At 69.6% G+C, this 13,811-nt stretch carries 12 protein-coding genes; 5 read left to right on the forward strand and 7 right to left on the reverse strand.

What is annotated here, in order from left to right; translation table 11 throughout:
• Positions 1 to 63: 63 nt before the first annotated feature.
• The 5 genes from QSJ30_RS08205 to QSJ30_RS08225 are packed head-to-tail and all read right to left on the reverse strand — an operon-like array spanning position 64 to position 4,164.
• Positions 64 to 1,053, reverse strand: a complete 990-nt coding sequence (locus tag QSJ30_RS08205) for a 3'-5' exoribonuclease YhaM family protein (RefSeq protein WP_285608229.1) — start codon at positions 1,051 to 1,053, stop codon at positions 64 to 66.
• A 51-nt stretch (positions 1,054 to 1,104) separates the two neighbouring features.
• On the reverse strand, positions 1,105 to 1,428 hold the full coding sequence (locus tag QSJ30_RS08210; protein ID WP_285608231.1) for an RNA-binding S4 domain-containing protein: 324 nt from the start codon (positions 1,426 to 1,428) through the stop codon (positions 1,105 to 1,107).
• Between the two features lie 4 nt (positions 1,429 to 1,432).
• Entirely contained in the window at positions 1,433 to 2,422 is a 990-nt protein-coding gene (locus tag QSJ30_RS08215; RefSeq protein ID WP_285608233.1) for a peptidylprolyl isomerase, read from the reverse strand.
• The gene (locus tag QSJ30_RS08220; protein ID WP_285608236.1) at positions 2,419 to 3,456 is read right to left on the reverse strand and encodes a peptidylprolyl isomerase; all 1,038 of its coding nucleotides are present in this window, start codon (positions 3,454 to 3,456) and stop codon (positions 2,419 to 2,421) included. Before QSJ30_RS08220 ends, QSJ30_RS08215 begins: the two co-directional genes overlap by 4 nt.
• Before the next feature lie 27 nt (positions 3,457 to 3,483).
• A complete protein-coding gene (locus tag QSJ30_RS08225) occupies positions 3,484 to 4,164 on the reverse strand; it encodes a Bax inhibitor-1/YccA family protein (protein ID WP_285608238.1) in 681 nt (226 codons plus the stop codon).
• 90 nt (positions 4,165 to 4,254) lie between these two features.
• Between QSJ30_RS08225 and QSJ30_RS08230 the strand changes: the two genes are divergently transcribed.
• The gene (locus tag QSJ30_RS08230; protein WP_285608240.1) at positions 4,255 to 5,394 is read left to right on the forward strand and encodes an aminotransferase class I/II-fold pyridoxal phosphate-dependent enzyme; all 1,140 of its coding nucleotides are present in this window, start codon (positions 4,255 to 4,257) and stop codon (positions 5,392 to 5,394) included.
• A gap of 1 nt (position 5,395) precedes the next feature.
• Here the strand turns inward: QSJ30_RS08230 and QSJ30_RS08235 are convergent, their stop codons facing one another.
• The gene (locus QSJ30_RS08235; RefSeq protein ID WP_285608242.1) at positions 5,396 to 7,996 is read right to left on the reverse strand and encodes a CHASE domain-containing protein; all 2,601 of its coding nucleotides are present in this window, start codon (positions 7,994 to 7,996) and stop codon (positions 5,396 to 5,398) included.
• A gap of 157 nt (positions 7,997 to 8,153) precedes the next feature.
• Between QSJ30_RS08235 and QSJ30_RS08240 the strand changes: the two genes are divergently transcribed.
• The 4 genes from QSJ30_RS08240 to bioA all read left to right on the forward strand — a co-directional run bounded on the left by QSJ30_RS08240 (position 8,154) and on the right by bioA (position 12,821).
• Positions 8,154 to 8,798 (forward strand): tetratricopeptide repeat protein, encoded by a 645-nt coding sequence (locus QSJ30_RS08240; RefSeq protein ID WP_285608243.1) that lies wholly within the window; start codon positions 8,154 to 8,156, stop codon positions 8,796 to 8,798.
• Positions 8,799 to 8,815: 17 nt separating this feature from the next.
• A complete protein-coding gene (bioD, locus tag QSJ30_RS08245) occupies positions 8,816 to 9,424 on the forward strand; it encodes a dethiobiotin synthase (RefSeq protein ID WP_285608245.1) in 609 nt (202 codons plus the stop codon).
• 145 nt (positions 9,425 to 9,569) lie between these two features.
• Complete coding sequence (locus tag QSJ30_RS08250) at positions 9,570 to 11,438, forward strand: PDC sensor domain-containing protein (RefSeq protein WP_285608247.1); 1,869 nt, start codon at positions 9,570 to 9,572, stop codon at positions 11,436 to 11,438.
• Between the two features lie 24 nt (positions 11,439 to 11,462).
• Positions 11,463 to 12,821, forward strand: a complete 1,359-nt coding sequence (bioA, locus tag QSJ30_RS08255) for an adenosylmethionine--8-amino-7-oxononanoate transaminase (protein ID WP_285608249.1) — start codon at positions 11,463 to 11,465, stop codon at positions 12,819 to 12,821.
• A gap of 4 nt (positions 12,822 to 12,825) precedes the next feature.
• Here bioA and QSJ30_RS08260 read toward each other — a convergent pair whose 3' ends face one another.
• Positions 12,826 to 13,722 carry an MBL fold metallo-hydrolase gene (locus QSJ30_RS08260; RefSeq protein WP_285608251.1) on the reverse strand — a complete coding sequence of 299 codons (897 nt, stop codon included), beginning with the start codon at positions 13,720 to 13,722 and terminating at the stop codon, positions 12,826 to 12,828.
• Positions 13,723 to 13,811 lie beyond the last annotated feature (89 nt).

Raw genomic sequence — 13,811 nt, forward strand, 5'->3', positions numbered from 1 at the left:
GCCCAGAGGCCGTGAAATCACCGTGAACGTGTTCGAAATTGGTCAATCATGATAGGCAATTGATCACTTTTCGACAGACTCCACCTTTGGCCAGCGCCTCCGGTAGATCATCCGGTCCAGGGCCCGGCTGTAGGGGCTCCAGGAGCCGCTGTCCGACGCATCCTCCGCCGCCCGGAACATCACCTCGAGCTTGCCATCCAGGTCGTCCAGGTGGTGGACCAGCAGGGCCTCGGGGGTCTTGGGCAGCACGGGCGAGCCGAACTCCAGGCGCCCGTGGTGGCTGAGGACGATATGCAGGATCTGCAGGCGCAGATCCTCCGGGAACCCGGGGATCTTGCCCACTGCCCTGCTGATCCAGTCGGCCTCCAGGGCGATGTGGCCCAGCAGGTTGCCCGCGTCCGTGTAGCCGAAGCTGCGCTCGTAGCTCAGCTCGGCGGTCTTGCCCACATCGTGCAGGAAGACGCCGGCCAGCACCAGATCGCGGTTCAGATCCTGGTAGTGCGCGCAGGCCCGCTCCGCCATGCCCGCCACGGACAGGGTGTGCTCCAGCAGCCCGCCCAAGTGGGCGTGGTGCATGGACTTGGCGGCCGGGGCCTGGGCGAAGGCGGCGCGGAGCTCCGCGTCGGCCACGAACAGCGCCTCCAGCAGGCGGCGGATCCAGGGATCCTCCACGGAAGCGACGAGAGCGTCCAGCTCCGCGAGCATCTCGGGCACCGGCCGGGCGCTGACGGGGAAGAAGCGGGAGAAATCGCCCACCTCCGCGTCCGGGGCGAAGCGCACCTTGTCGAGCTTCATCTGGAGGCGCCCGTTGTAGCTGGTCACCGAGCCCTTCACCCAGAGGAAGGCATCGGCCCGCACGGCCTCCATGTCGCCCTCGATGGCCCGCACGTCCCACAGGAAGGCCTTGAGGTCGCCGGAGGCGTCCGAAAGCTTCAGCTCCAGGTACTCGCTGCCCTTGGCGCTGATCTTGAAAGCGGCCTCCTGGGCGAGGAGGAAACCCTGGAAGGACGCCCCTTCCTTCAGGTTCCGGAGGAGGATCGGCTGGTCGGACATGGGCGCTCCCTTTGTCCCATCAAGCTCAGACAGCTGATGCGACAGCGGCTGTCAATGACTGCGGGGGACCTTGGGCGGCGGGCCGAAAGGATCCTCGTCGCCGTACCCCAGGTCCAGGGGCAGGCGCTTGTCCTCCAGCACCTCGAAGAGCGACCACTGGTCGGCCTTCTTCACGTTGCCTTCGGGCAGGTTCAGCACCCGCACCTTCAGCACCCGGTTGTACAGCGGGAACTCGAGCTCATCCTGGACCTTCAGGTCGTGGCTGGCCTTCCGTGGCACGCCGTTCACGCGCACCATGCCCTCGTCGCAGAGCTGGTTGGCCAGCTCGCGCCGCTTGATGAGCAGGCTCTTCTTGAGGAAGGCGTCGAGACGCACGGCATCAGCCTTTCAGGATCTGTTCCCGGGGCACCAGGTAGCGGATGTTGGCGCGCATCCGCAGGTTCGAGAGGTACTGCTCGATGGCGTTCTGGGCCTTGGGCTCCTGGAGCTTCTCGAGGATCTTGGGCTTCACCTCGGCGAAGTCCTTCACCGGCGCATCCTCCAGGGCGATGAGCTGGACCAGGTAGAGGTCCTTGTCGGTCTCGATCGGGGCGGAGACCTGCTCGGGCTTGAGCTTCACCGCGGCGTCCTCGATGCTGGCGCGGAGGAAGCCCTTGTTCATCCAGCCCAGGTCGCCGCCCGTGGCCTTGCTGGGGCTGACGGAGTGCTGCCGGGCCAGTTCGTCGAAGGACTTGCCGGCCTTGAGCTCGGCCTGGATGGCCTCCAGCTTCTTCCGGGCCTCGGCCTGATCCTCGGCGGTGGCGCCCTTGGCGAGCACCAGCTCGCGGATGCGGAAGCGGCTGGGGAGGCGGTACTCCTCCTTGTGGTCCTCGTAGTAGGCCCGCAGCTCGTTGTCCTCCACCGCCACCTTGGAGAACACCTCGCGCTGGAGCACGTACTGCTGGGTGGCCTGCTGCTTCTGGCGCTTCATGAACTCGGGGAGGCCGATGCCAAGGCTGCTGCGCAGAGCCCGCTCCAGGTCCGCGTCCGTGGCGAAGTTGTTCTCCTTCTTGATGCTGTCGATGCTGGCGCGGACGTAGTCATCCGTGACCGGCGAGCCCAGCTCGGCGCCCTTGTCCTCCAGCAGATAGGCGTCCAGCATGCCCTGCAGCGTCTTCTCCCGGGCATCCTTCAGCTTCTCGTCCAGCTCCTTGCCGGCGAACTGGCGGTAGAGGGCCGCGTGCTGCTGCTCCACGGCCTGGTTGAGGTCGCGGCGGGTGATGATGTGGCTGTTCACGATGACCAGGATCTCCTCGCGCACTTCGGCGGAGGCGATCAGCCCCGCGGGCGCCAGGAACGCCAGGGCCAGGATGGAATTCAGCGCCTTCAACGGGCACCTCCCTTGGGGGTCGCGTCAGGCTTCGGTTCGGTCTTGGGTTCGGTCTTGGGAGCCGCGGGAGCCTTCGGCGCGGGCGCATCCGTCGGGGCGGGCTTGGTGAGCTCGAAGGGAATCTCCTTGCGGAGCCCCTGCATCAGGTCGTCCCAGACCGTGGCCTGCCGCTCGCGCTGGGCCCCCTGCTCAGCCACGGACTTGGCCTCCTCGAAGGGCACCTGCCGCGCGGCCTTGCGGCTCTCCACCTTGATGAGGTGGTAGCCGAACTGGGTCTTCACCGGAGCCCCCACCTTCCCGATGGGCTGGGTGCGGGCGGCGGTGCCGAACTCGGGCACCCAGGAGGAGGGGTCGGCATCCTCGTAGAGCCCGCCGTTCTCCTTGCTGCCGGGATCATCGCTGTACTTCTTCGCCAGATCCTCGAACTTGGCGCCCTTCTTCAGCTCGGCCTGGATCTTCGCCACCCTGGCCTTGGCCTCGGCCTCGGTCATCCCCTCGGCCTTGCCCTCCTGTTTCACGGACACCAGGATGTGGCGGACGCTGGCGAGCTCGGGCTGCTTGAAACGGTCCTTGTTCTTCTCGTAGAAGGCCTGCACATCCGCCTCGGAGACCACGAGCTTCTTCTGGAGGGACTCGCCCTCCTTGGCCAGGAACTCGCGGGCCAGCAGGTCGTCCTTGGTGCGGTCCAGGGCCCGCTGGAAGGCGGGCGTCTTGTCCAGGTCCATGCGCTTGGCCTTCACGGCCAGCAGCTTGCTCTCGGCCATGCGCTTGACGAACTCCTCCTTGCCCCCCTGGAGCATGAGGATCTGCATCTGCTCTTGCTGGGGCAGCAGGCGGAACGCGGCCTGGAAGTCGGCCTCGGTGATGGGCTCGCCGCCCACCTTGGCCAGCACCACCTCTTCGGGCTTGGGCCCGGGGGCCTGGGCAGGAGCGGGAACCGGGGCGGCCGCCTGGGCCGGGGCCGCAGGCGCCTTGGCGGGCTCCTGGGCGACGACACCAAGGGCGATCAGGGAGATCAGGGAGGCACGGAGCATGGGTTTCCTTGAGTGCTGGGACGGCCGCTAGCGGCGCCGTCCGCCGAGGAGGTTCATCAGGGAGATGAGGATGTTGTAGAGGCTCACGAACAGGGCCAGGGCGAAGCCGGCGGGATCGCCGAAGTCGTCCGTGCGGAGCATGGCGGACGTGTCCCAGAGCAGCTTGGCCGAGCAGGCGATGACCGCCACGCCGGAGATGATCAGGCTGAAAGTCTCCAGGTGGAAGATGGCCGCCGCCAGGCTGCCGAAGAACATCACGGCGATGCCGACGATGACGAAGTTCCGCAGGAAGCTGAAGTCCTTCTTGGACACGAAGGCCGTCACCGTCAGGGTCATGAACACCACGCCCGTGAGGCCGAAGGCCATGAAGACGGGCTTGAATCCGGCGCCCTGCGCCAGCGCCAGCGCCACGATGCCGGCGATGACGCCCGAGATGAAGGTGAAGAGCACATAGGCGACCCGGTTGAGGGGCTTCCGCCGGCTCACCCGGGAGGCGAACATCAGCGTCCCGAACTGGACACCGAAGAGGACCCAGAACCAGAAGCGGCCCGCCACCGAGACCAGGGCGCTCCCCACCAGGGGCGCGCTGAGGGCCCCCAGGGTCGCCACGGCGAAGCCGCCCATGAGCCACAGGTACACGCTTCGGACAAAATCGACGCGGGACTGCGCTCCGGTGGAAGCTCCCTGCCACGACTGCTGATAATCCATGCCACGCTCCAGGGGAGATCCGCGTTGGATCCCCCTCAGATCCTAACATTCCCCCCACCCTTACCCTGCCTCCAAGGACCCCGAGGTTCCATGATCCCCCCCCCCTGGCGGCAACGCCTCCAGCAGCAGGCCGAACAGCGCCGGACCCTGGGCCGGGACCGGGCCATCCTGCCGCCCGCGGGGGTGGATTTCTGCTCCAACGACTACCTGGGCCTGCGCCGGGACCCCCGCCTGGCCGAGGCCGCGGCGAGGGCCGCCCGGGACCATGGCTCCGGCACGGGGGGCGCGCGACTGCTGCGGGGCACCACGCCCCTCCATGATGAGCTGGAGGCCGCCGTCGCCGCCTGGAAGGGCACCGGGGCCTGCCTCCTCTTCAGCACCGGCTTCCAGGCCAACGCCACCCTCCTCCCCGCCCTGGCGGGCCCGGGCGACGCCGTCTTCTCCGATGCCCTGAACCACGCCTCCCTGGTGGACGGCTGCCGCCTGGCCCGCGCGGGGGGCGCCCACCTGGGCATCTACCGGCACCTGGACCTGGCGGACCTGGCGGAGCGGCTGGCGGCCTGGCGGGCCTCAGCGCCCGCGGAGGGCCTGGCCCTGGTGGCCACGGACGCCGTGTTCAGCATGGACGGCGATGGGGCGGACCTGCCGGCCCTGCTGGAGCTCTGCGAGCGCCACGGCGCCCTGCTCCTCATCGACGAAGCCCACGCCACGGGCCTGCTGGGATCGGATGGCGCCGGCCTGGCCCAGCTCCAGGGCGTCCACGGCCGGGTGCCCCTGGTCATGGGCACGCTCGGGAAGGCCCTGGGCGCCTTCGGGGCCTTCGTCTGCTGCGACGCCCTGCTGCGGGAGCACCTGCTGAACACAGCCCGCGGCTTCATCTTCTCCACGGCCCTGCCCCCGCCGGTGGTGGGTGCAGCCCTGGAGGGCGCGCGCCTCGCCCGGGCCGAACCCTGGCGGCGAGAGCGGGCCCTGGCCTTCGCCCGCGGGCTGCGGGACGCCCTGGGCCAGCCCGACCTGCCCTCGGCCATCATCCCAGTGCCCGTGGGGCCGGACGCCGAAGCGGTGCGCCTGGCCTCCCGCCTGCAGACCATGGGCTTCGACGTGCGCGCAGTGCGTCCCCCCACCGTGCCCGAAGGCTCGGCGCGCCTGCGGATCACCACCGGAGCCCATCTGGAGGAGGCCCAGGTGCAGGCCCTGGCCAAGGCGTTGCAGGGGCTGCGGCCGGCTTGATTCAGCCTTCCAGCGCCCTCCGCAGGGCCTTCACCAGGTCCGCCCGCTGGAAGGGTTTCTGCACGAAGGCCGCGAGCCCCTTGCCCTGGAAGTCCTGGATGGCGTCCTGCTCGTTGTACCCGCTCGTGAGCACCACGGGGCACTGGGGGTCCAGGCGCCGCAGCTCGCGGAACGTCTCGGTCCCGTCCATATGCGGCATGGTGAGGTCCATAAGTACGGCCCGGATGGTGCCGCGCCGCGCCTTGAACTGCTCCAGGGCCTCCAGGCCATCGCTGGCATGGATCACGTCGAAGCCCATGGACCGGAGGTGGGCCTCGGCCACCGCCCGCACGCTCTCCTCGTCATCCACCACGAGGATGGTGCCCGAGCCGGTCCACCCCTCCGGCTCGCCTTCGGCCGGCCAGGGGGGCGCGGCCTCCAGCCCCGCGGGGAAGATGAGCTTGAAGGTGGTGCCCTTCCCGACCTCGCTGTAGACGCGGATGCCGCCCTTGTGGCCGCGGACGATGCCCTGCATGGCCGACAGGCCCAGGCCACGGCCCGTGAACTTGGTGGTGAAGAAGGGCTCGAAGATGCGGGCCTGCACTTCGGGGGTCATGCCCTGGCCCGTGTCCGAGACCTCCAGCGTGAGGAAGGTCCCCGGCTCGATGGGCTGGCCCGGGAAGTCCCGCGCCAGGTCCGCCTCGCCAAAGGTCTGCGTGCCGGTCCGGATGGAGACGATGCCCTCGCGGTCGCCGATGGCCTCGGAGGCGTTGGTCACCAGGTTCATCACCACCTGCTGGATCTGGGAGGCCTCCGCCATGAGGGCGGGAAGCCCCGGCTGCAGCTGGAACCGGAGCGCCACCTTCTTGGAGATGGAGACCCCGAGCAGGTGCGACATCTCATCCACGGCCTGGTTCAGGTCCAGGGGAGCCACCACGAACCGGCCCCGGCCCGAGTAGGCCAGCATCTGCCGCGTGAGGGCGGTGGCGCGGTGGACGGACTTCTCCAGGTTCTCCAGGTAGGGCTGGGCGGGGGACAGCGGCGGGATGCACATCTGGGCCAGGTTGATGTTCCCCAGGATGGCCGTGAGCAGGTTGTTGAAGTCGTGGGCGATGCCCCCGGCGAGCACCCCGAGGCTCTCCAGCTTCTGGCTCTGGAGCTGGGCCTGCTCGGCCTGCCGCCGCTCCGTGATGTCCGTGATGATGCCCAGCACGCTCACCACGCGCTTTTCCTCGTCCAACACCGGGTTGCCGGTCACGATGGTCCAGATCTCCGAGCCGTCCTTCTTCCGGAACCGGAAGTCATGCTGCGCGGCGATGCCTTCGCGGCGCTGGGCCAGGTTGCGCTGGGAGAGCGGCACCTCATCCTCGAACAGGAAGGCGTTGAGGGGCCGGCCGACCATCTCCTCCGGGGTGTACCCCAGCATCTCGGCCATGCGGCGGTTCACGAAGGTGGTCATCCCCTGGGGATCCACCACCCACATGCCCTCACCCATCACCTCCACCAGGTGGCGGAACCGCGCCTCGCTCTCCCGCAGGGCCTGGGCATCGCGGCGATGGCTCTCGGTCTCCAGGGCCAGCTCGCGGGTCCGGACCTCCACCTGGGTGCGGATCTGGGCCTGGCCGGCCAGCAGGGCCCGCACGTAGGCCGCGAGGACCAGGCTGAAGGCGAGCCCTCCGGCCAGGACGCCCCAGGCCCGCCACCCCGCCTCCAGCGTGAAGTAGCCCGGTGTCGGGGTGACGACCACTTCCCAGCGCCGCCCCGCCAGGTCGAAGCCGAGGGCATGCCGCAGCCGGGAAGGACCGCCTTTCCCCATGGGCGCGAGCGGCGAAGGCTCCAGATGCAGCAGAGCCTCGGCCTCCGGGGCGCTGTCGTCCAGCAGGCGCAGGTCCACCCCCCGCGGCTCCAGGATGGCGATGGACTTCTGCACCAGGTCCCCGGCCCGGAAGACCCCCTGCACCACCCCCGTGGCGCGGCCCTGCCGATCCCGCACGGCCGCCATGACGAGGATCCCCGATTGCATCCCGGTCTCCTGGAGCAGGTGGATCCGGCCGCTGGCGGCGACCTCACCGGTCCGCCGGGCCCGGTCCAGCGTCTCCTGGCGGGTGGCCACGTGTTCGGCCGAATAGCCCAGGACCACCTCGTTGCCCCGGTAGGGGGCCACGTAATGGACGGCGTGGAACCGGGCCTCCGGAGGGATCGGGACATTCCGGCCCCCGGCGTCCTTCCAGAAGAAGTGGAACCCCGGCTGGTAGCGCCGGCCCTCCGCCTCAAGGGCGCTCCGGTTCTCGGGCCCCACCTCCGGCAGCCACTGGAAGGCCTGCGTGTAGGGATGCATGGCGAGCGTGGGTGCCGTGAAGGCATCAAAGTCCGCCCGGCTCACCTCGTCGCTGGATTCGAAATAGCTCCGGAGCACGAGGACATCTTCGAAGCTGTGGCGGAGGCCCTGGGCCACGCTCTCGGCGCGGTCGCGGGCCGCCTCGCGGAACTGCCCCTCCACCTGGCGGTAGTGGGCGTCCCGGGCCAGGAAGAACCCCACCAGGGACAGGGCCACCCCGACCACCAGCACGGCCGCAGCACGGAATCGGCCCGGGACTGCGGGGCTGGTCGTAGGGTCGGCCACGGGAACCTCGGTCGGGGGCTGGGTGTCGGTGCAGGAATAATCCTGGCACGGACCAGTCCCATCCGGGAATCCAGCACCTTTTTTCGCAGGCAGACTGGTCCCCGACAGGACCTGTGGGAGAATTCCAGGTGACCGATAGGTCCTCAGGAGGTGGCTTTTGAACCGGAACATCATGTTCGCCCTGGCTGGAGGCCTCGTCGCCGGTTTCCTGGCGGGCTACTTCGTCGGCGCCGGTAGCGCCAAAGAGACCACCGTCACCACGGCCGCCCCCACGGCCGGTGTGGTCCTGCCCGCCCCCTCCCTGGGCGGCGGCATGGGAGCCGGCGTCGCCGCTCCCGGCCAGCTCCCGCCGGGGATGGGCCTTCCGAACGCCGAGGTGCAGGCCCGCATCATCCGCATGGAAGGCATCGTGAAGGCCGAGCCCAAGAACCACGACGCCTGGGTGGGTCTCGGCAACGACTACTTCGACAGCCACCAGCCCCAGAAGGCCGTGGACGCCTACGCCAAGGCCCTGGCCCTGAAGCCCGATGACCCGGACATCCTCACGGACCAGGGCGTGATGTACCGCCAGCTCAACCAGTTCGACAAGGCCATCGCCAACTTCCAGAAGGCCGGCAAGATCAATCCGGCCCATGTGCCCAGCCTCTTCAACCTCGGCATCGTGTACGCCGGCGACCTCCACAAGCCTGACGAGGCCGCCAAGGCCTGGAACAAGGTCCTGGTCATCGCCCCGAACAGCGAGCAGGCCACCCAGGCCCGCCAGCTGCTGGCCCAGCTCAACAAGGGCGGCGCCCCCCGCTGATCTGCCCCCCAGACCCCATGCTGAACCTCGACGCCCTCCCCAGCCCGCTCTGGGTCCTCGGAACCGGAACGGGCGTGGGGAAGACCTTCGTGGCCTCGCGCATCGCGCGCAGCTGGGCGGAGTGCGGCCCGGTCGCCTACCGCAAGCCCTTCCAGACCGGTGTGGACCGGGCGGATCACCCCGAGGCGGACGCCAGCGCCGTGGCGGGTCCGGGCATCACCGCCGAAAGCCATGTCCTGCTGCGGGCGCCGCTCTCGCCCCTGGCCGCGGCCCTGCGGGAAGGCCGTGTGCTGGACCTGGAAGCCACCGCCGCCTGGTGCCGCCGCCCCGCCGAGGGCCGGGTCCTGCTGGAAGGCGTGGGCGGCCTCATGGTGCCCCTGGCGCCGAAGGTCCACTTCCTGGCCTGGGCCACGGAGCTGCAGATCCCCTGCGTGCTGGTGGCCCTGGGCGGCCTGGGCACCCTCAACCACACCCTGCTCAGCGCCGAGGCCCTCATGCTCCGCGGCTGGCGCATCGAGTCCGTGCTGCTCAACCCAGGCGCTGATGGCGTGCCGCGGGAGGCAGCAAGAGAGAATGCGACCCTCTTACAAGGATTTCTTCCCATTCCCGTTCATGTCCTGAAATAACTTCCAGAGCGCCACGAACCGATCCATACACTATCTTCAGGCAACCCACATCACCAGGGGTCATCACCTTGGCATCCTGCGCTTCGGCCGAGCAGGCCCAATGGCGCCCCCTTCAGCCGTTCCCTTTCCCCTCGGAAAGGACCCCATGCCGGCCCCCCTGCCCCCGCTGCGCAGCCAGTTGCTCCTGGCGCTCCTGTTCGGAGTCGCCGGGCTGCTGCTCAATGCCCTGCGCTTAGAGATCTTCTTCAGCGTCGACGTCATTTTCGGATCGGTCTTCGTGATGCTCGTGATCCTCCGCGCCGGGGTCGGCCCCGCGGTGGCGGCGGCCCTGATCGCGGGCAGCACGACCGTCGTGCTCTGGAACCACCCCTGGGCCCTGGTGGTCTTCGCGTGCGAGGCCTTCATGGTGGGTTGGCTCGTCCGGCGCCGGGCCTGGGACCTCCTGGTGGCGGACATCGCCTTCTGGGCCGTGCTCGGGGCACCCCTGGTCTGGCTCTTCTACCACCAAGCGCTGCATATCGATGCCCAGGGCACCGTGCTCATCATCCTGAAGCAGGCCGTCAACGGGATCATCAACACCCTGCTGGCCTACCTCATCCATCTGGCCTGGCGCGCCTGGCGCAATCCGAAAGGAGTGGCCCGCCCGGCCTTCCGCTCCGTGGTCTTCGTCACCATGGTGTCGCTGGTGACCTTCCCGGCCCTCATCTACCTGACGGCCTTCGTCCGCCACGAGGCCCGCCAGGGCGAGCAGGACCTGGTCCGCCGGAGTGCCGGACTGGACCTGGTGGCCCGCCAGGCCCTCCAGACCTGGATCGGGGACCGCCATCAGAGCGTCGCCGCGCTGGCGAGCCTGGCCGCCCGGCCCGACCCGCGGCGGGAGGATCTGCAGCGCGCCGTGGAGGCCATCCGGACGGCCATGCCGGCCTTCAAGCGGGTGGGCGTGCTGGATGTCCACGCGGACATCATCGCGTTCAGCCCCCTGGTCGATGACCTGGGGCATCCCTCCCTCGGGCGGAACCTCGCCGATCGGCCCTACATCCCGGTCCTGCGGGAATCCCTGAGCCCCCAAGTGTCCGACGTGGTCATGGACCGCGTGGGCAGGCCGGAGCCGATCGTGCTCCTCCTTGTCCCCGTGGTCCGGAATGGGCGGTACGACGGCTGCTGCGTCGGCGCCGTGGATGCCAAGCAGATCCAGGAGGTCCTCGCCATCGTCGCCGGCTCCGTCGATGCCTGGCTGACCCTCCTCGACCGCTCCGGGCATGTGATCTCGAGCACCCGGAAGGACCTGGCCAGGATGTCGGCCTTCACGCCCTCGCCCGGCGAGCGCCGCCCGCTCGCCGAGAGGGTCTGGCACGTCATCCCCCCGGCCCGGCCTGGGCGCAGCACCATGCAGCGGTGGGGCGAGTCCATCATCCTCCGGGAGGGCATCCTGAGCCCGCAGCTCCCCTGGACGGTGGTGCTGGAGTCGCCCCTGGCCCCGCTGAACGGGGACCTGGCCCGGATCACCATCCAGGGCCTCAGCACCCTCCTGCTCCTCATCCTCCTGACCATCGCCCTGGCCTACCTGTTGAGCCGGAGGTTCACCCGGGCCATTGCGCGCCTGGAGGAAGCCACCCGCGCCTTCCCCGAGCACCTCGGCGAAACGCCAGGCACCGACCTGGTCCTCGCCCCCAGCCGCATCGCGGAGATCCAGCACCTCAATGACCGCTTCCAGCAGATGACGCACGCGCTCCGGGTCTCCTTCCGCGAGCTGAACAACCTGAAAGACACGCTGGAACTGCGCGTCGCCACGCGCACCGGGGAACTCCAGACCGCCCTGGACACCATCAAGACGCTCCACGGAATCATCCCCATCTGCGCCTCCTGCAAGAAGATCCGCGATGACCAGGGCTCCTGGAACCAGCTTGAGACCTACATCTCCCAGCACACAGAGGCCGACTTCTCCCACGGCATCTGCCCGGACTGCGCGAAGCGGCTCCATCCGGAGCTCCGCCGCCGCGAACCCGACGGGTGAACCGGGCTCATCTAGACTGGGGGCATGCCCACGCCCCTGCCCCCCGACTGGACCGACCGCCTCGCCCTGGATCGCGCCCATGTGTGGCACCCCTTCACCCAGATGCAGGTGCACGAGGCGGACCCGCCGGTGCCGGTGGTCGGCGGTGAGGGCTGCGACCTCCTGCTGGCCAACGGCGAGCGGGTACTGGACGGCGTCTCCAGCTGGTGGACCTGCCTGCATGGCCATGGCCATCCGAGGCTGGTGAGCGCCCTGGAGCGTCAGGCCGCGAAGCTCGATCACGTGATGTTCGCGGGCTTCACCCACGAGCCCGCCCTGGAGCTGGTGGTGCGGCTGCGGCCGAAGCTCCCGCCGAACCTCACCCGGGCCTTCTTTTCCGACGACGGCAGCACGGCCGTGGAGGTGGCCCTCAAGATGGCCTTCCAGGCCCAGCTGCAGCGGGGCGAGACGGGCCGCGACCGCTTCGGCGCGCTGCGGGGCGGCTATCACGGCGACACGCTCGGCGCCGTGGGCGTGGGGGAGTTGGACAACTTCATGACGGGCCTCTTCCGGCCCCTGCTGCTGGCCTGCGAGCGGCTGGAGGTGCCCGAGGATCCGCGGCGCGAGGTGTCACCTGATCTTGCCGGCTGGCCCGAGCGCCTGGAGGCGGCCCGCCAGTCCATGGCCGCCTTCTTCGCCACCCACGGGGAGCGCCTCGCGGCCTTCATCGCCGAGCCGCTCATCCAGTGTGCGGGCGGCATGCGCATGTGGCCGCCGGAACTCCTGCAGGAGCTGCGGGCCCAGTGCGATGCCTTCGGCGTCTACCTGATCCTCGACGAGGTGGCCACGGGCTTCGGCCGCACGGGCACCTTCCTCGCGAGCGAACAGGCGGCCGTCGCGCCGGACCTGCTCTGCCTCTCCAAGGGCCTCACGGGCGGCACCCTGCCCCTGTCCATGACCTGGGCCACGGAGGAGCTCTACGGCCACTTCTGGGGCACGCCCGCCTCGGGCCGCGCCTTCCTCCACGGCCACAGCTACACCGGCAACCCCATCGCCTGCGCCGTGGCCTGCGCCAGCCTCGCCCTCTTCGATGACGAGCCCGTGCTGGCGAATGCCGCCGCCCTGAACGAAGCGATGACGGCGGCCTTCACGGCCCTGACCGCCCATCCCGCCGTGCGCCAGGCCCGGGTGCTGGGCACCATCGGCGCCTGCCGGCTGGTGGATCCCGCCACCGGCGCGGCCCACGACACCGAGGATCGCTTCGGCTGGCGCCTCCACCGCCGGGCCCTGGACCATGGCCTGCTGGTGCGGCCCATGGGCGACTGCCTCTACCTGCTGCCCCCCCTCAGCACGCCCCCCGCGCGGATCCACGAGGCCGCGGAGACGCTGCTGGGCCTGCTCTGAGGCCTCAGCGTACCGGCACCGCCTCGTAGCCCGCCCCCTTCGGCGCGATCCGCACGATCTGCGGCAGGTGAGCGCCCGCCAGCACCACCTTCCGGTGTACGGCCTCGCGGAACAGGTCCTGGCGGACCTTCACGGCACGGTCCCCATCCAGGTCGAAGGCGACGCCCACCTCGGGCCGCTGGAACTGCACCGCCCCGAAGTGGATGAGGTCGCCGATGCACCAGAGCTCATGGCCTCCGGAGGTGAAGGCGTAGACCGTGTGGCCGCCGGTGTGGCCGTGGGCCGGGAGGGCCCGGAGGCCCAGAGCGAGTTCCTCGCCGTCCTCAAAGGGGCGGAAGGCGCCGGCTTTTCCGTAGACCTCGAAGAGGGCCTTCAGCTTCGGCGCCCGGTCCCGCAGGCGCTCGGGCAGGCGTGAGGGATCCTCCGTCCAGAAGGCGTGCTCGCGGCGGGCCACCCGCAGGACCGCCCTGGGGAAGGCCCGCGTTCCGTCTGCCTTCAGCAGGCCGCCGATGTGGTCGAAGTGTTCGTGGGTGATGAGGATGAGGTCAACGTCCGAGGGTGCCACGCCCGCCGCTGCGAGCTGCTCGGTCAGGTGGCCCGAGTCCTCCTCAGGATCCTTCCCAGTGCCGGTGTCCACCAGGACGGTGTGGCCTGGCATCCGCACGAGGTAGGCGTTCACCGGTGTGTCCGCAGCGTCCCGGTCGCCCAGCAGCCGCCGCGCCTCCGCCGCATCGAGGCCCTTGAGGAGCGAGGCGGCGAGAGAGAGCCGCCCGTCCTGCAGCTTCCACACCTGCAGCTGGCCCAGGCGCAGGGGTTCGAGGCGGGCAGCGATCGTCGGGACGGAGGGCGTCATGGCGGTTCCCGGCAGCAGGAGGGTCGTGGCGAGGAGGAGGGCGCGCATGGCCCAAGTGTACCTCGCCAGATCCACCGTGAATGACGATGCTGGAGTCGTGTTTTTCCGGCATTACACTGAGGTTTTGCGGAGCCTCC

This window comes from Geothrix edaphica (assembly GCF_030268045.1).
GTDB lineage: Bacteria > Acidobacteriota > Holophagae > Holophagales > Holophagaceae > Geothrix > Geothrix edaphica.